Annotated in this window: 16 protein-coding genes and 1 pseudogene; 9 read left to right on the top strand and 8 right to left on the bottom strand. The window is 72.0% G+C overall.

From position 1 onward, the window contains the following. Positions 1–176: 176 nt before the first annotated feature. Complete coding sequence (locus ACIPN7_RS12670; RefSeq protein ID WP_400542164.1) at positions 177–716, bottom strand: DinB family protein; 540 nt, start codon at positions 714–716, stop codon at positions 177–179. 112 nt (positions 717–828) lie between these two features. Here ACIPN7_RS12670 and ACIPN7_RS12665 point away from each other — a divergent pair, with 112 nt between their 5' ends. Next, positions 829–1,758 (top strand): alpha/beta fold hydrolase, encoded by a 930-nt coding sequence (locus tag ACIPN7_RS12665; protein WP_400542161.1) that lies wholly within the window; start codon positions 829–831, stop codon positions 1,756–1,758. Positions 1,759–1,810: 52 nt separating this feature from the next. Continuing rightward, on the top strand, positions 1,811–2,293 hold the full coding sequence (locus ACIPN7_RS12660) for an NUDIX domain-containing protein (protein ID WP_400542158.1): 483 nt from the start codon (positions 1,811–1,813) through the stop codon (positions 2,291–2,293). A 47-nt stretch (positions 2,294–2,340) separates the two neighbouring features. Here ACIPN7_RS12660 and ACIPN7_RS12655 read toward each other — a convergent pair whose 3' ends face one another. Then, positions 2,341–2,994 (bottom strand): hypothetical protein, encoded by a 654-nt coding sequence (locus ACIPN7_RS12655; protein WP_400542155.1) that lies wholly within the window; start codon positions 2,992–2,994, stop codon positions 2,341–2,343. 114 nt (positions 2,995–3,108) lie between these two features. Between ACIPN7_RS12655 and ACIPN7_RS12650 the strand changes: the two genes are divergently transcribed. Further along, entirely contained in the window at positions 3,109–3,285 is a 177-nt protein-coding gene (locus tag ACIPN7_RS12650) for a hypothetical protein (protein ID WP_400542152.1), read from the top strand. Here the strand turns inward: ACIPN7_RS12650 and ACIPN7_RS12645 are convergent. Next, positions 3,266–5,122: a LamG-like jellyroll fold domain-containing protein gene (locus tag ACIPN7_RS12645; protein WP_400542149.1), complete on the bottom strand. Its 1,857-nt coding sequence runs from the start codon at positions 5,120–5,122 to the stop codon at positions 3,266–3,268. The two genes, ACIPN7_RS12650 and ACIPN7_RS12645, sit on opposite strands and share 20 nt — an antisense overlap. A gap of 209 nt (positions 5,123–5,331) precedes the next feature. Between ACIPN7_RS12645 and ACIPN7_RS12640 the strand changes: the two genes are divergently transcribed. From ACIPN7_RS12640 to ACIPN7_RS12630, 3 genes are all read left to right on the top strand, one after another. Then, on the top strand, positions 5,332–6,165 hold the full coding sequence (locus ACIPN7_RS12640; RefSeq protein ID WP_400542146.1) for a mechanosensitive ion channel family protein: 834 nt from the start codon (positions 5,332–5,334) through the stop codon (positions 6,163–6,165). A 72-nt stretch (positions 6,166–6,237) separates the two neighbouring features. Continuing rightward, positions 6,238–6,723, top strand: a complete 486-nt coding sequence (locus ACIPN7_RS12635; protein ID WP_400542143.1) for a DUF1269 domain-containing protein — start codon at positions 6,238–6,240, stop codon at positions 6,721–6,723. Positions 6,724–7,053: 330 nt separating this feature from the next. After that, positions 7,054–7,551, top strand: a complete 498-nt coding sequence (locus ACIPN7_RS12630) for a DUF1877 family protein (RefSeq protein ID WP_400542140.1) — start codon at positions 7,054–7,056, stop codon at positions 7,549–7,551. 465 nt (positions 7,552–8,016) lie between these two features. Here ACIPN7_RS12630 and ACIPN7_RS12625 read toward each other — a convergent pair whose 3' ends face one another. Continuing rightward, positions 8,017–8,721: a class I SAM-dependent methyltransferase gene (locus ACIPN7_RS12625; RefSeq protein WP_400542137.1), complete on the bottom strand. Its 705-nt coding sequence runs from the start codon at positions 8,719–8,721 to the stop codon at positions 8,017–8,019. Between the two features lie 235 nt (positions 8,722–8,956). Here ACIPN7_RS12625 and uppS point away from each other — a divergent pair. Then, positions 8,957–9,758 (top strand): annotated as a pseudogene (gene uppS, locus ACIPN7_RS12620) (polyprenyl diphosphate synthase). On the opposite strand, the gene ACIPN7_RS12615 reads toward uppS, so the two are convergent. Then, the gene (locus ACIPN7_RS12615) at positions 9,752–10,306 is read right to left on the bottom strand and encodes a hypothetical protein (RefSeq protein WP_400542134.1); all 555 of its coding nucleotides are present in this window, start codon (positions 10,304–10,306) and stop codon (positions 9,752–9,754) included. The pseudogene uppS and the gene ACIPN7_RS12615 overlap by 7 nt on opposite strands. A gap of 124 nt (positions 10,307–10,430) precedes the next feature. Between ACIPN7_RS12615 and ACIPN7_RS12610 the strand changes: the two genes are divergently transcribed. Then, entirely contained in the window at positions 10,431–11,648 is a 1,218-nt protein-coding gene (locus tag ACIPN7_RS12610; RefSeq protein ID WP_400542131.1) for a M20 family metallopeptidase, read from the top strand. Positions 11,649–11,652: 4 nt separating this feature from the next. Here ACIPN7_RS12610 and ACIPN7_RS12605 read toward each other — a convergent pair whose 3' ends face one another. Beyond that, positions 11,653–13,656 (bottom strand): anthranilate synthase family protein, encoded by a 2,004-nt coding sequence (locus ACIPN7_RS12605; protein WP_400542128.1) that lies wholly within the window; start codon positions 13,654–13,656, stop codon positions 11,653–11,655. A 275-nt stretch (positions 13,657–13,931) separates the two neighbouring features. Between ACIPN7_RS12605 and ACIPN7_RS12600 the strand changes: the two genes are divergently transcribed. Then, a complete protein-coding gene (locus ACIPN7_RS12600) occupies positions 13,932–15,335 on the top strand; it encodes an ABC transporter substrate-binding protein (protein WP_400542125.1) in 1,404 nt (467 codons plus the stop codon). A 102-nt stretch (positions 15,336–15,437) separates the two neighbouring features. Here ACIPN7_RS12600 and ACIPN7_RS12595 read toward each other — a convergent pair whose 3' ends face one another. Then, positions 15,438–18,200 carry a PKD domain-containing protein gene (locus ACIPN7_RS12595; protein ID WP_400542122.1) on the bottom strand — a complete coding sequence of 921 codons (2,763 nt, stop codon included), beginning with the start codon at positions 18,198–18,200 and terminating at the stop codon, positions 15,438–15,440. 63 nt (positions 18,201–18,263) lie between these two features. Then, positions 18,264–19,439: a sugar phosphate isomerase/epimerase family protein gene (locus tag ACIPN7_RS12590; protein WP_400542119.1), complete on the bottom strand. Its 1,176-nt coding sequence runs from the start codon at positions 19,437–19,439 to the stop codon at positions 18,264–18,266. Positions 19,440–19,449: the final 10 nt, after the last annotated feature.

The following is a 19,449-nucleotide window of genomic DNA, read 5'->3' as shown; positions in this document are numbered from 1 at the left end:
ACAGCAGAAACTGGCTGCACGGCTTGTGGACAAGCCTTGGACGCCGGGCGATTGGGCTACCGGGCAGCCGGCATCCGGAGGTCCGCCATTCCGAGTCATGAGGCATCAGCACCAGTACCTCACCCGCCGCCGGAGCCCGACCCCCCCACGACTACCGATCCCTTGGAGTCAACGATCTAGATGCCGACCGACCCGTCGATCGCCTCGCGGAGCAGGTCCGCGTGGCCCAGGTGCCGGGCGTACTCCTGGATGAGGTGGAGCAGGATCCACCGCAGCGAGGCCTCCTGGCCGTCCCAGAACTTCTCCTGGGCGATCGTGCCGAGGTCTGCCGTCTCGGCGACGATCTGCTCCGTGGTGCGCTGAGCCTCGTCGAGCCAGGCCAGCAGCTGCTCGGGCGAGTCGTCCGCGGCGGTGGCGAAGGTCCAGTCCTGCCGTCCCTGCTGGTCCTTGTACTGGGCGTACCAGGTCGGTGTCTCGACCGTCCCCGCGAACGTGACGTTGACCCACGCCGCCTCGATGACGGCGAGGTGCTTGAGCAGGCCGCCGAGCGACAAGGTGCTCGGCGCGTGCCGGTAGGCGAGCAGCGTGCTGCTCAGTCCCGAGACCTTCCAGCGCAGCGTGTCACGCTGGAAGGCGAGAATCCCGAGCAGGGTCTGCTTCTCGTTTGCGGTGAAGGGGATGTCGAAGCGGTCCGTCGGGTCGGTGATCGTCGTCATCCTGGAACCGTAGCGACGTCCGGCCGTGTCGTGGGGCGGGTGCTGACGGGGCCGCATCCTGCCAGGTGCCCGTGTGTGCGCTCCCACCTGCGGCATCGTCTAGGTTCGGAGGATGACCTCCCCGACCCCGCTGCGTACCGGACACCTGCGCGTCGCCGACGGCAACGAGCTGTACCACGAGGCGTTCGGCAACCCTGAGGGCCCGGCCGTGCTGTGGCTGCACGGCGGCCCGGGCAGCGGGTCGATGGCGGGCCACCGTCGTCGGATCGACCCGGACCGGCAGCAGGCCGTCACGTTCGACCAGCGCGGCTGCGGGCGCAGCCGCCCGCTCGTGACGGAGCGGCTGGACCTGCTGGACCAGAACACGACACCGGCGCAGATCGAGGACATCGAGGCGCTGCGCCGCCATCTCGGCATCGAACGGTGGACCGTGACGGGCGCGTCATGGGGCAGCACGCTCGCGCTCGCGTACGCGCAGGCCCACCCCGACCGGGTGACCGGGATCGCGCTGTTCGCCGTGACCAACACGTCGACCGAGGAGGTCGAGTGGATCACCGAGGCCATGGGCCGCGTCTTCCCGGAGGAGTGGGAACTGTTCGCCGACGCCGTCGACCGAGAGCCCGGCGAACGCCTCGTCGATGCGTACGCCCGGGCGATGCGTGACCCGTCGCCCGACGTGCGGGCGAACGCCGCCGCCGCGTGGGGGCGGTGGGAGGACACCCACGTCTCCCTCGGACCCGGGTGGAGCCCCGACCCGCGCTGGCAGGACCCGCCGGTGCGGGACGTGCTCGCCACGCTCGTGACCCACTACTGGTCCAACTCCGGGTTCGGCGGCGACGAGATCGTGGGCCGCATGGACCGGCTGGCGCAGGTGCCCGGCGTGCTCATCCAGGGCCGGCACGACATCTCGAGTCCCGCCGTGACCGCCTGGAACGTGCACCGCGCCTGGCCGGGGAGCGAGCTCTTCGTGCTCGGTGACGGGCACGGCGGGCAGGACTCCGTGGCCGAGCTGACGCGCGCGATCGCCCGCTTCGCCGTCTAGGTTCGCCGTCCAGAAGGCGCCCCGGACGGCGCCTCCGGCCAGACTGGGACCCATGGCGACGACGAGCGCGGGACTCCTGCCCTTCCGGCGGCTGCCCGACGGCGGGGCCGAGGTGCTGCTCGGCCACATGGGCGGGCCGTTCTGGGCCCGCAAGGACGCTGGATCGTGGTCCCTGCTCAAGGGCGAGCTCGAACCCGGTGAGGAGCCCCACACCGCGGCGCTGCGCGAGGCCGCCGAGGAGCTCGGGCTGGAGCTGCCGCCGTCGTCGGCCCCGGACCTGGAGCTCGGCGAGGTGCGGCAGCGCGCGGGCAAGGTGGTCCACGCCTGGGCGCGGGAGTGGCCACAGCCTGGACCCGACCTGTCCACGATCAGCAGCAACACGGTCGAGATCGAGTGGCCGCCGCGGTCGGGCAAACGTCTCGAGATCCCCGAGATCGACCGCGTGGCCTGGTTCGCGCCCGACGAGGCGCGGCGCGTCGTCGTCAGCGCGCAGGCCGCGTTCGTCGACCGGCTGGTCGAGGCGCTCGCGGGGTGAGGCGGGCCCCGGCACCGTGCCGGGACCCGCCTCCGCTCAGCTCAGGATCAGGGCTCGATCGTCGGCACGAAGTTGTCCAGGAGGAACTGACCCTCCTCGCCCGGGGGCAGCTCGCCCATGAACCGGCTGACCACACCGGTGCTCTCGGACTCGACGAACACCTGGAAGTCGATCGTCTCGACGCCCGGGGCGCCCCAGTGCTCGGTCTGCGCGGCCGTGAGCACGGCCTCCGAGGCGCCGTCGATCTCGATGTACGAGGCGTACCACCCGAGCTCGTTCAGCACCTCGGGGTCGGGCATCTCCTGGTCGTAGAAGGGCGACTGCATCAGCACGCGCCAGTGCAGGTCGCCGAACTCGTCGGAGTAGATGGTCTCGGGGGACTCCCACTCGTGGCCGGGTCCGCCGTCGCCCACGACCGCGCGGCCGGTCCAGTCGGCCGGGAGCTTGTAGCTCACACCGTTGGTCTCGGTGGACTGCCAGGTGTCGGTCGCGCCGTCGGTCGGCTCGCCCAGCTTGATCGGGGTCCCGACCGGCTCGCACCCGGGCAGGTCCGCCACGTGGCTCGGCACGTGCGCGGCGGTGGCGGAGCACGCCACCTGGGAAGGGGCGGCCACGGCGGCCGTCGTCGCCCCCGCGGTGAGGCCGACGACGAGGCCGGCCGTCAGGACGATGGAGCGTGCCTTCTCGTGTGTGTGTCTCATGACTTCTAGGACGCAGCACACGGGTGAAAGGTTGGGTCCGCATGAGAGGTCGGGAGATGTTCACGCAGGTCGCATGGCCTTTCCGGACACCAGTGCCACCGCTGGCCTGCCTGGGTGACCACTGCCGACACACCCCCGGATCTCACCTGGCAGCAGTTCCCGCCGGGGTCCGTGATGACCCAGCGGCAGGTGCTGGACCGGGACGAGCTCGGCGACAGCCCGCCCACGGTCGCCCGGTGCGACCTGCTGCTGGGCTCGGTCCAGGAGCGCCTCAGCCGCGCCGGGCCGTGAGGAACTGCTCCGGCCGCAGCGCGCGCGACACGATCCGGGTGTCGCCGATCCAGCCGTAGAAGCCCTGCCCGTACCTCTCCGCCGACTGGGTGCCGCCGATGGCGAACGGCTTGCCCAGCGTGGAGATGCCGCGCGACTCCTCGGCGGCGTTGCGCACGATCTTCGAGCCGTCCACGTACATCACCGTGTGCCGGCCGTCGTTGACGAGCGCGACGTGCATCCAGCGGCCCACCGGGATCGCGTGGCTCCACGAGGTCGGGTCGGCGTCGACGGGCACGGGGTAGACGACGAACTGCAGGAACCGCTCGCCGGACAGGTTCAGGCTGCACGTCGGCTCGTCGTCGGACCAGCCGCTGTGCTTGCCGGCGTCGCCCGCGCGGCCCTCCCAGCTCAGGATGCCCATCCAGGAGTGGTCGCCCTCGAAGGGCTCGGGCAGCTTGAGGAAGGTCTCGATCGTGTACCCGGACTCGAACGTCGCGCTGTTGACGGGTGCGTTCGGGCCGGTGCGCAGCACGGCGCCCCGGTCGGGTCCCTTGCCGCCGTCGAACCGCAGGCTCGCCCGGGCCGGCTGGGCGTCGTGGTGCTCGGCCGACCAGGTCAGTGCCTCCGGGGCGCTGGAGTGCAGGAGCTGGGAGGTCAGGTCGTTGCCGTTGCCCGTGAGGTCGCGGGCCACGGTGCCGGGCGCGACGGGCACGCCGTCCGACCCCGCGGCGGCGAACCCGGCGGCGTCGAACCGCCAGTACGCGACCGTGCCGCGCGGCATCACGGCCGACGGCGGCAGCGGCGCGGGCAGCACCGGCGGCGCGAACGCGGCGAAGCGCTCGTCGAAGTCGATCTCCACGGTGAACCGGTCGACGTCGCCGCTGAGCTCGACGTGCTCCGCCTCGAGGGGCGTGGGGTCGTCCTTGGCGAGCAGCCACGGCGAGAAGGTCTCGACGTCGATCACACCACGCACCAGGTCGAAGTTGTAGTACCGCACCATGCCGGCGCCTCCGTAGTAGCGGTCCTGGTAGTTGGTGATGTGCAGGTGCACGGGGTTGCCCGCGTCGTTCGTGAGCGTGGTGCGGCCGGACGGCCAGTAGTGCCCGCCGAGCGCCAGGAAGATCTGGTCGTTGCCCTTGATCAGGCGGTCCCACAGGCGCTGGCCGTTGTCGGACAGGTGGGCCTTGCCGTCGTCCTCGGCCCAGACGAGGTCGTGCGTGGTCAGGATCGCCGGCAGCGCGGCATGGTTGTCCAGCACGCCCTGGGTCCAGGCGAGCCCGGCGTCGGACAGCCGCCAGTCCAGTGCCAGGACCAGCCACTCCCGGCCGCCGCCGCGGACCACGTGGAAGCTGTTGTAGCCGTCGGGGGAGGAGCCGCCGTAGGTCTCCATCCGCGAGAAGCGCTGCGGGCCGAACGTGCGCAGGTACGGCGAGTCGCCGCGCTGGTCGTCGCCGCTGACGTCGTGGTTGCCGGCCAGCACGCTGTACGGCAGGGGGCCGGCGGCGTCGAACGCGCGGCTCGCCGCGCGCATCTCGGTCTCGGTGCCGTGCTCGGTCACGTCGCCGAGCTGTGTCATGAACACGATGTTGTCCTGCGCGCGCTCGCGCACGAGGTGCCGCAGCGTCGCGCGGACGGGCTCGGCGTCGGAGCCGCCGTCGTCCAGCAGGTACTGCGTGTCGGGCAGGACGGCGACGGTGAACCGCGCGGCCGCCGCGTCCGGGCGACCGCCGTTCGAGGAGGCCGACGACGGCGCCGCGGCCGCCGACGTCGTGCCGGCGGCCGCGGCGGCCGCCGAGAGAACGGGGACGGCCGCTGCCGCCTGGAGCAGGGAGCGGCGAGAGAGCTTGTTTTCCACGGGTCAGATCGTGGCGGCGCCGTCTGGCGCAGGGGTGACGCGCGGCCGAACGGCGGCTGACCATTGGGCGGAACACCCGCGCGGCCGGCCGGCGGGCCGCGCGGGTTCCGCGCGCGGCGACCACCCGCCGAACGTAGCCTCTGAGCAGTTCGGCCGACCCCGACGACGGGAGTGCGCGTGGCGACACACAGCGGTGCGGGAGCACACCGATGAGCGCCGTGGGTGACGCGATCGCGCAGTTCTTCTCGGCGGACGACCTCGACGGCTGGGACGTCGTCCTGGCCGTCCTGACCCTGCTGGCCACCTGGCTGGCGACCCGGTACGCGCGCCGTGCGGCGCTCGCGGCGACGGCGCGGATCAAGGGGCTGCACCCGCAGGTCCGGGACGCGCTGGTCCGGGCCGTGCACTACCTCGTGCTGCTCGCGGGCATCGGCGTCGCGCTCGGGTTCCTCGGCGCGCAGACGCAGCCGATCCTCACCGTGGCGGTCGTGGTCGGCATCGTGGTGGTCCTGACGGCGCGGGGCCTGGCCGACAACTTCGGCGCCGGGATCGTGCTGCAGACCAGGATGCCGGTCGTGGTGGGCGACGAGATGGCGTTCGGCTCGTGGGTGGGCACCGTCAAGGAGCTCAACAACCGCACCGTGGTCCTGGAGACGTACGACGGCGTGCGGGTGCACGTCCCCAACTCCCTGGTGATCGCCGAGCCGCTCGTGAACGGGTCCACGCCCGGTGTGCGCCGCAGCGAGGTCGAGGTGCGGCTCGCGGACCTGCGCGACGACGAGACCGACGGCGTGCTGCGGGCCGTGTCGGCCGTGCCCGGCGTGCTGCCCGCCCCGCCGCCGGACGTGCTGTACGTCGCCGCCGACCCGGCCCGCACGACGCTCCGGCTGCGGTTCTGGCACGGCCCGACGGAGGGGACCGCCGTGTCGTCGGCGATCGTCGCCGCCCTGGGCACCGCGCTCCGTCCCCGCGCCGCGGCCTGGGCGGTGGACGCGCCCCCGCCCGCGGACGTCGAGCGACGGGTCCCGCCGCCTGCCGTGTGACGCGCGGATCGCGCCTCCGGGTGCGACGATCGAAAGGCGGGGGCCGACTGTCCAGGAGGATGAGGATCAACGATGACCACCTTCACCGTGTGGAAGTTCGACGACCCTGAGGGTGCGCAGGCCGCGGCCGGGAACCTCAAGCAGGCCGCGTCGGAAGGGCTGATCACCGTGGTCGACCACGCCGTGGTGTCCTGGCCCGTCGGGCGGGCGACCCCGACCACCAAGCAGGCGCACGAGAACGAGCGGCGCGGCACCGGCTGGGGCGCGTTCTGGGGGCTGCTCCTGGGCACGCTGTTCTTCATGCCGCTCATCGGCGCCGCCGCCGGTGCGGCGATCGGCGCCCTGGCGAAACACACCGAGGCGGTGGGCATCGACCGCACCCAGCTCGAGACCATCCGGGAGCAGGTCACGGTCGGCACCTCCGCGCTGTTCGCGGTCACGCAGGACGGGGATCTCGACCGCGTCGGCGAGCGGTTCCACGGCATGAGCGGCAAGCTCATCGCGACCAACCTCACCGACGCGGAGCGGTCGACGCTGCTGGAGACGTTCGGGGGCTGACGTCCTGGCGGACCCGCCGCCTCGCCTGGCGTCGAACGTAGGAGTGGTGGGGGGGCGAGGGGGCGACTGCTCCCCCCCCACACAGCAGAGCTGCGGGCCGGCCACACACCCCCCCGCCGCGGGGGGGGGCGCCGGGGGTGGAGCGGGGGGGGGGCGCCGGCGGGGGGGCCCCCGCCGCCCGGCGGCGCCGGGCGGTTTGGTGGGGGCGGGGGTGGCGGCCCCCCCCCCCCACCACTCCTACGTTCGATGGCGGCTCGGACACCAACCGTCCGGCGTCTGGCGGGGCTCGTGGCGCCGGCAGTGTCAGTGGGTGCCCGTACGGTGCGGCGCATGAGCATGATCGGCGAGTACATGCGCCTGGCGCCGCACGACCTGGACGTGGCGTTGGCAGATCCCGAGTCGATTCGCGACCTCATCGACGAGCTGTGGGACCTGGAGGACGCAGGCTCTGAGCCCGATGCGCGCCTGATGGACGTCGACAAGGCCTGGCACGGGCTGGCGTTCGTCCTGGAGCGTGCCGGCGTGCCGACCGCCGTCGTCCACGGGGACGCGCAGGTGCCTAGATCGGACGACTGGGGGTACGGCCCGCCGTCGTGGCTGAGCGTGGAGCGGGTCGGGGAGCTGTCGGCGGCGCTCGCGGAACTCGACGCCGACGCCGTGGTCGGTGCCGTACCTGGCGCAGCTCTCGTGGAGGCCGAGGTCTACCCGCTCGGTATGTGGGCCGACGGGGACTGCAAGGACTACCTCATCGGCCACCTCAAGCGACTTGCGGACTTCTTCGCCGAGGCCGCCGACGCCGGGATGGGCATGCTCGTCTGGATCGACTGAGCCAGCTATTCCTCGCACTTAGAGGTGGCTCCGTGAATTGTCCAGCCGAAACGGCAAACAATGCGTTGACGCAATGTGTTCTGCGTACCGCGCAAACGAACGAACTCCCCTCGCGGAATTCCGCGAGGGGAGTTCGTCTGCTGGGGGAGTGATTCCAGCTCCGCTACCGGCGGGCCCTGGACGGGACTACCGAATCAGCGGTGTCGCACCAGGTCAGAGACCCAGCAGCTGCAGGATCTGCTCAAGTGTGCAGCCCAGGTTGTCCAGCAGGTGCGAGATGATGTCGATGAGGCTCACGTGTGCGAGTCCTTTCACAAAAGGGGATCACCGGACGATGTCCGGTGAGTCGAACGGTGTTCGCGTTCCATACGTTAAGTAGGCGACACGGACACTGCAACGTGAAAGGGATATTGGCGTGTAAAGCGCGAAATGATTCCCGCTGTGATAGCGGCGGTACGCTCGGTCTCAGCGGGCCTCGAGGACGACGAAGAGGAAGCAGATGAACGCGGTCCGCTCTCCGTTCGCGATGCGTGGCGGGAGGAGCTCGGCCGGCGTGTCCGGGGACGGCGGGGGCTCGGCGATGGACGCGATGCCGAATCCCGCGGCGGTGAAGGCGTCGATCATCGCGTGCAGGGGCCGGTGCCAGTAGGTCAACGTCCCTGGCTGGCCCGCGAAGTCGTACTCCTCCGAGAACTGCCGGACTGCGAAGTAGTCCTCCTTCGGAAAGTTGAAGGGGCGCACAAGGGGGTGGTTGACCGAGAGGATGAGCCGGCCGCCCGGCTTGAGGACCCGGTGCAGCTCCGTCAGCGGTGGCTGCCAGTCCTCGAGGTAGTGCAGGACGAGGGAGGACACGACGTCGTCGAAGGTGTCGTCCGCGTAGGGCAGCGGCCGTGCGAGGTCCGCGACGGTCAGCGGGACGTCGTCCCCCAGCCTGCGGCGGGCGAGCTCGACCATCTCGGGGCTCCCGTCGAACCCGGTCATCTCGGCGCCGCGGTCACGCAACTCGGCGGACAGCGGTCCGGAGCCGCAGCCCGCGTCGAGGATCTTGCGCCCGCGCACGTCGCCCGCGAGGCGGACCATGGCCGGTCGTTCGTACCAGGCGTTGAGCAGGCTCCCGGAGTTCTCGGTGTCGTAGCTGGCTGCGAACTCGTCGTAGTGGTCGGCCTTCATCGGATCCTCTTCGTCGGACGGTCCATGTCCCGCCTGAAGTTATCGGGAGGGATCGCCGTGCAGGCCGTGGCGCGGGGCCCCTCCCTCAGGTGCGCTGAGTTCCTCCCGAACACGCTCACAAGATGCTCGTCGGCGGGGCTTGTGCGCTTCTATCCCGTCATTGGGCCCGGATTCACGCTGATTACGGGCCCAATGACGGGGTAGAAGCGCACCTCGCTCGGGCGGGGTCGGCCAGATGCCCTGCGCGCTAGGGTGCTTTTCCATGGCACCGGCCCCGTGGCTTCGCGTCCCGATCGACCGCATCCTCGTGACACGTCTGCGGGGCGAGCTCCGCGGCCTGCCCCGGCCCGCTCATCTGGGCTTGATCATGGACGGCAACCGGCGGTGGGCGCGCAGTGTCGGCGTGGACGACATCCGGTTCGGGCACCGGGTCGGGGCCGAGCACCTCGACCGTGTCCTTGGCTGGTGCGCGAAGGCGGACGTCGGCGCGGTGAGCGTGTACGTGCTGTCGGCCGACAACATCACCAAGCGGGACGACGAGCAGGTGAGGTTCCTGTTCGGCCTGCTCGAGACCTTGATTCCTGAGCGCATCCGGCGCCCTGACGGGGTGTGGGAGCTGCATGTCGCCGGGAACCTCGACCTGGTACCGGACGCGACGGCGCGTGCGCTCAAGGAGGCCGTCGCCGCCACCCGCGGGCGCCCCCGCCGGCTCACGCTCGCGGTCGGCTATGACCCGTACGGCGACGTGGTCGACGCCGTCCGCCAGGTGCTGTGGGACGCGAACGACCGTGGAGACACCGTCGACGACGTCGTCCGCGCCCTCGAACCCGAGAGCATCGACGCGCACGTCGTCGCGCCCGACGACAACATCGACCTGATCATCCGAACCAGCGGCGAACGCCGCCTGTCCGGCTACTCCCTGGCGCTCGGTGCGCGCCGAACTCATCTTCGGTGACGTGTACTGGCCCGGGTTCCGCGAGCTGGACCTGCTCCGCGCGCTGCGTACCTACGGCCGACGACGGATGCGCTCTCAGTAGGCCCGGAAGGTCTCGACGGTCCTCGACGCGCCGCCCGACAGCCACCACCGTCCGCGGTCGATCGTCCGGATGTCGACGTCGAGCTTCAGGTCACGGACGGCCCAGGTCCCCGGTCCTCCGGCGCGGGAGTAGTCGGACGGGAAGATGTAGACCCGCTCGGAGAACGTGGCGTTCTGGTCCGGCTTGCTGCCCTTGCGGACGCGTCGCAGGTCGGCGTGGAAGGAGCCCGCCGTCCCGTCGTGGCTGCCGAGGCTGAACCCGACGGCACCGCCCGCCAGCAGCTTGTGGTTGCACAGAACCTTGCCCTTCACGGTCACGTAGCCCGGCAGATTCTTGGCACCGACGGGACGGACGTCCACGCGACAGCGCACCTGCACGTAGCGGTCCTGCGTCGGTACGTAGTACGTGTCGCGGACGACGAGGTCGTTCTCCCACGCCGCGGCGCTCGCGGGCGCCGCGGTCAGGGACGCACCGATGACGAGCGAGTACACGCCGGCAAGGGCGGCAACCCAGTGCCTGAGCCGCGTCTGGTGTTTTTTCTCCTGCATGACTACCTCCTTGTGCCAGGTCGGTCACTACCAGGCCTACTGCTCACGGCGTGCGGGCGCCACGTGGCGGTACGGCACGGAGCAGAGATCACCCTCGGCAGAACGCGACGTAGGCTCTGGCACCGTGGCCCTCCTCGACGACGCAGCACTGATCCAGCCCGACCTGGTCGCCCTGCGACGACGCATCCACCAGCACCCCGAGGTCGGCCTGCGCCTGCCGCGCACGCAGGCGGCCGTGCTCGACGCCCTGGACGGCCTGCCGCTGGAGGTCACCACGGGTACGGGGCTCAGCTCCGTCGTCGCCGTCCTGCGCGGGGACCTCCAGCCGGCAGGGCAGGGGCCCACGGTGCTGCTGCGCGGCGACATGGACGCCCTGCCCGTGGTCGAGGACTCGGGCGAGCCGTTCGCCTCGACCAACGGAGCCATGCACGCGTGCGGGCACGACCTGCACGTCGCCGGGCTGGTCGGCGCGGCCCGCCTGCTCAGCGCCCGGAAGGACCAGCTCGCGGGCAACGTCGTGTTCATGTTCCAGCCCGGCGAGGAGGGTCCCGGCGGCGCGCTCCCGATGATCACCGAGGGCGTCCTGGACGCCGCCGGCACCCCCGTGGACGCCGCGTTCGGGATCCACGTCACCGGCCTGTACGACAAGGGGCTGTTCGTCTCCCGGCCCGGCCCCGCCTGGGCCGGCGTCAACATCCTGGACATCACCGTGCACGGCAGGGGCGGCCACGGCTCGTCGCCCTGGATGTCCGTGGACCCCGTGCCGGTCGCCGCCGAGATCGTGCTGGCGCTGCAGTCCTACGTGACCCGGCGCGTCAGCGTGTTCGACCCCGTGGTGATCACCGTGGGCCAGCTCCACGCGGGCACTGCCTCCAACGTCATCCCCGACACGGCGGAGCTCACCGCCTCGGTGCGCACGCTCTCGGACGCGTCGCTGGCCCAGCTCACGGCCGAGCTCCCGCGGCTGGTCCAGGGCATCGCCGCCGCCCACGGCTGCACCGCCGACGTCGTCCTCGAACCGGAGTACCCCGTGACGGTCAACGACGCCGGCATGTGGGACCACGCCAGCACCGTCCTGGCCGGTCTGTACGGGCCCGCACGGGTCGTCGAGCGGCCCGAGCCGATCATGGGCGCGGAGGACTTCTCCTACGTGCTGCAGCGGGTGCCCGGCTGCTTCATCCAGCTCGGCGCGCGGCCCGACGACGTCCCCGCGGACGCCGCGCCGTCCAACCACTCCGCGAAGGTCCGGTTCGACGACTCCGTGCTCGGCGAGCAGGCGGCGGCGCTCGCCGAGCTGGCCGTGACCACCCTGACGAGGCTGGGGACGCCGCCGCCCGCGTGACCGGCTACCGCGCCGGCCCGCCGGAGACCGTCCGGGCCGGAACTCCCAGGGCGTGGCGCGTGAGGGCGTCGAGCACGGCGATGCCGTCGGCCGACAGCACCGACTCCAGGTGCCCCTGCACCGAGGCCACACCCGGCCCGCGCAGCGCCGTCAGCACGCCGTCCGCGTCGGCGGACGGCTCCAGCGCGAGCCGTGCCACGGGGTTGTCGGCGGCCGCGGCGGAGACCTTGGTCAGGTGCGCGCCGAAGGTGTTGTAGTAGCCGACGGCGGCCGTGGTGCCGAACACGTCGGCGTCCAGCCGCACGCCCTGCCGCGGCGCGGGCAGAGCGCGCAGCGGGAAGCCGGCCAGGCCTGCGAGCACCTGGTGGCTCAGGCAGACGGCGAGCAGCGGGCGGCCCGCCGTGACGCGCTCCAGGATCCGGTGCGTGAGGGCGGCGACGCGCGGATCCTCCTGGTCGCGCGGGTCGCCCGGGCCCGGGCCGAACACCACCAGGTCGTCCGCGAGCACGTCCGTGACGGCGTCCCACCGGACCACGCGGGCGGTCATGCCGAGGTGGCTGAGCTGGTGGGCGAGCATCGTCGTGAACTGGTCCTCGTGGTCGATCACCAGGACGTCCTGGCCGGCGAGCGGCGAGGTCTCGGGAACGGAAACGGGTGCCGCGTCCTGCGGCCGGACCCAGAACTCGGCGAGCTGGCCGTTGCGCGCCGTCAGCGCCTCGGCGACGCCGGGCTGCGCGTTCAGGTCGACGACGGCGTCGGGCCCCGCGCCCCGCGGCACCAGGCCGAGTGAGGCGAGCACCCCCGCCGCCTTGGCGCGGGTCTCGGCCACCTCGTGCTCGGGGACGGAGTGCCGCACGAGGGTGGCACCAGCGGGGACGGACACGCGGCCGCCGTCGTGCAGATAGGCCGTGCGGATGAGGATGGGGGCGTCAAGGGAGTAGCCCCCGGCCCCGGGTTCGAGCTCGACGTCGCCGGCGCCGTCCGGCTCGAAGAGGGCGAGGAACCCCGAGTAGTAGCCACGCGGCCGCGTCTCGTGCCGGGCGATGACGGTGCAGGCGTTCTCCATGGGCGACCCGGTCACGGTGGGCGCGAACATCGTGAGCCGCAGCGCGTCGCGCGGGTCCGCCGTGGTGCGGCCCTCCAGCAGGTACTCGGTGTGGCTGAGCCGCGCCATCTGCTTGAGGTACGGGCCCACGATGCGCCCGCCGTCCGGGCAGAGCGCGCTCATCATCTTCATCTCCTCGTCGACCACCATGAAGAGCTCCTCGTTCTCCTTGGTGTCGGCCAGGAAGTCCAGGACGCCCTCGCGGGTGGGGCCCGACGCCGGGTGGCGGTAGGTGCCGCTGATCGGGTTCATGCTGGCCACGCCGTCGTGCAGGGTCAGGTGCCGCTCCGGGGTGGCGCCCGCCAGGGACACGGCCTCCGCGGCCGGGCCGGCGGCGGGCGCGCCCGCGGGCGCCGGGGCGTGGATCGCGAACGTCCAGTACGAGCCGACCTCGTGCGTGAGCAGGGCGCGGAACCACGAGGCGAGCGTCGGCACGGGGCCGGCGTCGGTGCGGGCCTCGAAGCTGCGCATCACCACGAAGTTGGCGCCCGCGCCGTGTCCGATCTCGTCGTCGATCACGCGGCGCACGATGCCCGCGTACTCGTCGTCGGGGATGTCGAAGCCGAGCGGCTCGGCGGCCACGGGCTCGGGCGGCAGCGCGGCGACGGCGTCGGACAGGGCGACGCGCTCCGACGCGCGCACGACCAGGCAGCGCAGCGGGACGCCGTCGTCCTGCACGGTGAAGCCGCGCTCGCGGGCCTGGCGGTAGGGGACGATCGCGAGCACGGGCGCGCCGTCGAGCGGGATGTCGCGTAGGAGGTCGGCGTCGACGACGTCGCCGGTCAGCACCTCGACCTCGGTGCCGCCGTGGCGGCGCAGGAGCGCGAAGGGGAGCGACCCGTCGGAGGCCAGGACCCGGTCGAGGAGCGGGTGCCGGCCGGCGGGGCGAGCGGTGTGGGGCATGCGAGACCTCTCGGTTCGGGGTGCCCGCCCGGGACCGGGTGTCTCGCGGAAACACGAAACGACCGCCTCGGGCGAGGCGGTCGTGGACGTGTGTGGATGCGTCGCGGGCCCGCCTAGTCGGCGGGCCACCAGTCGAGGGAGATCAGGTGCGACGTCATGGCCGGAACGTTAGCCGTGCTCGGGCGGTGGTGTCCACAGGTGGCCGTCGAATCGTCCAGGCCCCTCCGCAGAACTCCCCATTCCGGAGCAACGCGGCCGACCCTACGGTCTGGACCATGATCACCGTCGATCGACACCGGACCCGCGCCACCCGCGGGTCGCGGTCGCACCGCAGCAGCACGCCGGCACGCACCCTTCTCGCGCTCGGGGGCGCGGCGACCCTGCTCGCCCTCTCGGCGTGCGGCGCGGGAGGGGCGGGGGACGGCGACGCCGCCACCGGCACCATCCAGTGGTGGACCTGGGACGACAAGCAGGCCGTGTCCTGGGGCAAGTGCGTCGAGCCGTTCGAGCAGGCCAACCCCGGCATCGAGGTCAAGGTCCAGCAGTACGCCTGGGACGACTACTGGACCAAGCTCACCGCGGGCTTCGTGGCCGGCAACGCCCCGGACACGTTCATGAACCACACCTCCAACTACCCCGAGTTCGTCGACCAGGGCCAGCTCCTCCCGCTGGACGACCTGATCGAGGAGTCGGGGTACGACGTCGGGCAGCTCGGCGTCGGCGTCGACACCTGGACGTACAGCGACGGCGCCACCTACGGCCTGCCGAAGGACTGGGCGACGGTCGGCTTCTTCTACGACAAGGCGAAGCTCGCCGACGCGGGCCTCACCGAGGACGACGTGCAGAACATGACCTGGAACCCCGACGACGGCGGCACCTTCGAGAAGGTGGTCGCCCGCCTCACGGTCGACGAGAACGGGGTACGCGGCGACGAGCCGGGCTTCGACAAGGAGAACGTGGCGACCTACGGGATCAACAGCCTCGGGTCCAACGGGATCAACGGGCAGGACACCTGGGCCAACTTCGCGTCGACCACCGGCTGGGAGCTGGGCGACAAGGACTCCTTTCCCACCACGTTCCGGTACGAGGACGAGCGGTTCGTGCAGACCGCGAAGTACCTGCGCGGCCTGGGGGAACGCGGCCTGTCGCCGGTCGAGGGGCAGTTCACGCTCGGCCCGGCCGAGCAGCTCGGCACGGGCAGCGTCGCGATGGTCTCCGGCGGGTCCTGGTACGCGACGACGTTCTTCGCGCTCGACGGCGTCGACGTCGGGATCGCGCCCTCGGTGCAGGGCGAGGACGGGCAGCGCGCCGGGCTCTCCAACTCGAACGCGGACTCCGTCTGGGCGGGCAGCAAGCACCCGGAGGCGGCGTTCAAGTGGGTCGCCTACATGAACTCGCCCGAGTGCCAGGACATCGCGGGTGCCGACGGCACCTTCTTCCCGTCGATCGACGCGTCGATGGAGAAGACGCAGGCCGCCCTGCTCGACCAGGGGATCGACGTGACGCCCTACACCCAGCAGTTCGTGGACGGGACGCTCTTCGAGACGCCGGTGTTCGCCGGCGGCCAGAAGATGGGCTCGGCGATCAGCCCGCTGATGGAGGGCTACTTCACCGGGCAGCGCGAGGACGACGTCTTCGCGGAGATGGACGAGCTGAGCCGGGAGATCCTCGCGGAGTAGCCGAGCCGGAGCACATCAGGAGCAGATCAGAGAGAAGCAGGGACAGGACGCCGGCCCGGACCACCGCGAGGAGGTCCGGGCCGGCGTCCGTCCGGAGCAGGCTCAGCGTCGGACCGTCAGCTCGACCGTCGTCCAGTCCCGGGTGCCCTCGCTGTCGGTCGCGATCAGCCGCGCCGTGTACCGGCCCGGGTTCTCGTAGACGTGCGTGACGCTCTGCCCGTCCGCGGTGGTCCCGTCGCCCAGGTCCCACTCGTAGGAGGCGATCTCGCGCCCCTCGGGTGCCACGGCCGAGCCGGACAGGTCCACCGAGAGGCCCGCACGTCCGCCCTCCCGGCCGGCCTCGGCCGTCACGACCGGGGCCGTGGCGTCGGCGACGCCGCGCCCGTGGAAGACGAGCCAGTCGAGGCCGAGGTCGGCGCCCCCGGCCGGCTGGCGCTTGCTCTTCGCGACGAGGTACAGCGTGGTGGCGCCGCCCTCCTCCTGGAGGTCGATCGTGGGCGAGACGACCTGGCCGGCGCCGGTCGCCGCGGCGACCGGGACCTGCCCGAGCTTGCGCCCGGTCGGGCTGCCGGCCCGCACCTCGACGGTCGCGTCGGCGGCGCCGCGGACGGCGCCGACCGTCAGGGCGTCGATGCCGCGCAGGTCGACCGGGCCGAACGCGATCCAGTCGCCGTGGTCCACGTCGGTCACCAGCCGGCCGCCGCGGGCGTCCGCGCCGTCCGCCACGGTGACGCCGGAGCTGTCGACGTAGAACTCGGCCTCCTTGTCGCGCACCTGCAGGCGGTTGGTGTCCTGGCCGGCCAGCGCGGGGACGCCGTCGGCCCCGAGGTCCTCGTAGCCCGCCCCGAGCACGGGGTAGACGTTCTGCCCCACACCGTGGTCGGCGGGGTCGAGGAACACCGACCCGGAGCACCCGGTGTAGTTGTCCAGCGGGTGCGCGTGGGTGTCGTGACCGAGCTGGGTGTTCACCGTGACCTGCTCGCAGTCGATGGTGCCCGCCGCGGTGGAGCCGTCCTCGGCGTCGGCCACGTCGACGGAGTACGGGACGGTGTCGCCGAGCTCGGCGAAGCCGCCGTGGTACGGCGCCCCGAAGGAGACGTCCGGCCGCGTGTTGCCGACCGTGATCTTCTGCACGGAGACACCGGCGAACCCCTCGCTGTCCGTGACCGTCAGGCGGGCGCTGAACTGGCCCCGGTCGGTGTAGGTGTGCGTCGGGTCGGCCTCGGTGGAGTCGACGACGCCGTCGTTCTCGAAGTCCCACGCGTAGGTGATGCCGAGCCCGTCGGGGCTCTCGCTGGTGGCGCCGTCGAAGGCGACGGTGAGCGGTTCGTGGCCGGAGTCGACGTCGGCGGTGAACCGCGAGATCGGCCGCCGGCCGTCGGCCGCGTAGTCGATGCGGTAGATGCCGGCGTCGGTGTTGCTGCTACCGCGGCCGGCGCCCGACCCCCGGCCGAAGTCGATGATGTAGAGCGAGCCGTCGGGGCCGAACTCGGCCTCGAACGGGGCGACGAACGTCTCGCCCTCCAGGAACGGGTCGATCGAGGCGAGCTCGCCGGTGGCCTCGTCGAGCGAGAGCACCTTGTAGTAGTTGCGGGCGTACTCGGAGACGAACCAGTGCCCGTCAAAGCTCTCGGGGAACTTCGTCTTGACGTCGAGGTCCGGGTCGTAGCGGTAGACCGGGCCGCCCATCGGGGCCGCCCCGCCGGAGCCGAGCTCGGGGAACTCCTCGGACGGTCCGTAGCCGTACCAGACGAGCGGCTCCTGCGACGGCGGGAGCTCGCGCAGGCCCGTGTTGTTGGGCGAGTCGTTGACCGGGTTGGCGCAGTCGAACGGCTCGCCCGAGGCCCCGGTGGCGAAGTCGTAGTCGATGTACGCCTGGTTGTCGGCGTGGCAGTACGGCCAGCCGTGGTTGCCCGGCTCGGTCATCCGGATGAACTCGACCTGGCCGTCGGGTCCGCGCAGCGGGTCGGCCACGCGGGCGTCGGGCCCGTAGTCGCCGATGAGCACCGCGCCGGTCCCGGGGTCCACGGTGATGCGGAACGGGTTGCGGAAGCCCATCCCGTAGATCTCCGGACGAGTGCCCTCGGTGCCCGGCGCGAACAGGTTGCCGTCCGGGACCGAGTAGGTGCCGTCGTCCTCCGGGGTGATCCGCAGGACCTTGCCGCGCAGGTCGTTCGTGTTGGCGGACGTCCCCTGCGCGTCCCAGCCGCGGCGGCCGGGACGCTCGTCGATCGGGGTGTAGCCCTGTTGGTCGAAGGGGTCGGAGTTGTCGCCGGTGGCCACGTAGAGGTCGCCGTCAGGGCCCATCGCGAGCGAGCCGGCCATGTGCGAGTTGGCGCGGCCCTCGCCCCGCCAGATGGTGTAGTCGAGCAGGCGTTCCTCCGACGCCGGGTCGATCACGTCGTCCGGCCCCATGGTGAACCGCGAGAGGTTCATCTTCGCCACGTCGGGGTCGCTCCAGAGCAGGTACAGCCACCCGTTCTCGGTGAAGTCGGGGTCCAGGGTCAGGCCCAGGAGGCCGTCGGACTGCGTGAGCAGGTCGAGCGAGTAGTCCAGGTCCAGGGCCGTGGTCTGGCGCAGCGTCTCCTGGTCCAGCACCACCACCTGGCCGGTGCGCTGGATGTAGACGACGCGGCCGTCGTCGGCCACGTCGAGCTCGAACGGGTCGGCGAGCCCCTCGGTGACCAGGGGGACCTTGTCGAACGCGGTGGCCTCGGCGTGGTCGGAGCCGGCGTGCTCGGAGCCGGGCGGGACGTCGTGGGCGGTGGCGGCGGTGGTGGCGGGGACCAGGGCACCGAGCGCGACGACCAGACCGGTCGTCGCGGCCAGTGCCCGGCGGTGTGCCCGGCGGTGCGGTGCGGACATCAACACTCCCTCGTGCTGGGTCGGATGGTGCGGGGTGGCCTCCGGGGGGAGGGCGGGTGCGGCTCAGTAGCGCAGCTCGGCGAGGTAGCCGAGGCTGGTGCACGCGGAGGTCACGCCGTCCGGGGACGGCTGGTCGTGCTCCGTGAAGCCGTACCGGACCCCGGCGAGCGGCGCGGCGGCGAAGATCTCGGCGAAGTCGATGGTGCCCGCGCCGACGTCGGCGAAGGAGCCGTCCTCGGCGATGTCCTTGAGGTGCAGCAGCTCGAACCGGCCCGGGTAGCGCGCGAACAGGTCGGTGGCGGCGGTGTCCGTGCTGGCGGCCCAGTACACGTCGAGCTCCATGGTGACGAACGCCGGGTCGGTCTCACGGACCAGCACGTCGTAGCCCGTGACCCCGTCCTCCTCGGTCTCGAACTCGAACCCGTGGTTGTGGTAGGCGACCCGGATGCCCTCGGCGCTCAGCCGCTCACCCGCCTCGTTGAGGATCGCGGCGGTCCGGGAGTAGTCCGCGAGGGTCCACGAGCCGGAGCCCGAGATGCGCACGTACCTCGCCCCGATCGCGTGCGCCTCGGCGACCACCAGGTCCACGTCGTTCTGCAGGTTCGACAGGCTCACGCCGAGCGACGGCACCTCCAGCCCCGCGGCGTCCGTGAGCGGCGCCAGCCCCGCGGCGGAGTAGCCGTAGAAGTTGCCGGCGCTGCCCGAGGGCTCGATGTTCCGGAAGCCGCACTCGGCGAGCGCCGCGAGCGTCCCCTCGGCGTCGGTGGGCATGGTCGCCCGGACCGTGTAGCCCACCAGGCCGATCGCGGACAGGTCGACGGACCGGCTGCCCGTGACCGGGTGCGGTCTGCCGACCTCCGAGACGGTGGCGGCCTGGACGACGTCCCGGCGCTCGCCGGCGGTCAGGACCCGCTCGCGCACGAGGTCGCTGGTCACGGCGGAGACCGTGCGGACGAACCTGCCGTGCGTCGCGAACGGCGCGTCGGCCATGATCTCGTCCATGACGGTGCAGCCGGCACGGGTCTCGCGGTTGGGCACGCCGGAGTCGGCGTCGGCGCCGAACCAGGCGGTGGCCTGGCTGGTGTAGCCGTAGGCGCAGGCGGTGGTTCCGGCCGTCGCGGACGGCGCCAGGACCGGCAGGGCCAGGGTGGCGACCACCGCGGCGGCGAGCCACGGCTTGGTGGTGCGGGTGCGGGTACGGGTACGTGTGCGGATCGTGTTGCGGGCAGTGCGTTCCATCAGATGAACC

The organism is Promicromonospora sp. NPDC090134 (assembly GCF_044746965.1).
GTDB lineage: Bacteria > Actinomycetota > Actinomycetes > Actinomycetales > Cellulomonadaceae > Promicromonospora.
The sequence above is the reverse complement of the archived record's forward strand: the minus strand, read 5'-3'. Positions and strand labels throughout refer to the sequence as shown.

What these genes read in the sequence shown, in the direction of transcription:
- ACIPN7_RS12670 (WP_400542164.1), bottom strand. Translation starts at nt 716, where the DNA reads ATGACGACGATCACCGACCCGACGGACCGCTTCGACATCCCCTTCACC.
- ACIPN7_RS12665 (WP_400542161.1), top strand. Translation starts at nt 829, where the DNA reads ATGACCTCCCCGACCCCGCTGCGTACCGGACACCTGCGCGTCGCCGAC.
- ACIPN7_RS12660 (WP_400542158.1), top strand. Translation starts at nt 1,811, where the DNA reads ATGGCGACGACGAGCGCGGGACTCCTGCCCTTCCGGCGGCTGCCCGAC.
- ACIPN7_RS12655 (WP_400542155.1), bottom strand. Translation starts at nt 2,994, where the DNA reads ATGAGACACACACACGAGAAGGCACGCTCCATCGTCCTGACGGCCGGC.
- ACIPN7_RS12640 (WP_400542146.1), top strand. Translation starts at nt 5,332, where the DNA reads ATGAGCGCCGTGGGTGACGCGATCGCGCAGTTCTTCTCGGCGGACGAC.
- ACIPN7_RS12635 (WP_400542143.1), top strand. Translation starts at nt 6,238, where the DNA reads ATGACCACCTTCACCGTGTGGAAGTTCGACGACCCTGAGGGTGCGCAG.
- ACIPN7_RS12630 (WP_400542140.1), top strand. Translation starts at nt 7,054, where the DNA reads ATGAGCATGATCGGCGAGTACATGCGCCTGGCGCCGCACGACCTGGAC.
- ACIPN7_RS12625 (WP_400542137.1), bottom strand. Translation starts at nt 8,721, where the DNA reads ATGAAGGCCGACCACTACGACGAGTTCGCAGCCAGCTACGACACCGAG.
- ACIPN7_RS12615 (WP_400542134.1), bottom strand. Translation starts at nt 10,306, where the DNA reads ATGCAGGAGAAAAAACACCAGACGCGGCTCAGGCACTGGGTTGCCGCC.
- ACIPN7_RS12605 (WP_400542128.1), bottom strand. Translation starts at nt 13,656, where the DNA reads ATGCCCCACACCGCTCGCCCCGCCGGCCGGCACCCGCTCCTCGACCGG.
- ACIPN7_RS12600 (WP_400542125.1), top strand. Translation starts at nt 13,932, where the DNA reads ATGATCACCGTCGATCGACACCGGACCCGCGCCACCCGCGGGTCGCGG.
- ACIPN7_RS12595 (WP_400542122.1), bottom strand. Translation starts at nt 18,200, where the DNA reads ATGTCCGCACCGCACCGCCGGGCACACCGCCGGGCACTGGCCGCGACG.
- ACIPN7_RS12590 (WP_400542119.1), bottom strand. Translation starts at nt 19,439, where the DNA reads ATGGAACGCACTGCCCGCAACACGATCCGCACACGTACCCGTACCCGC.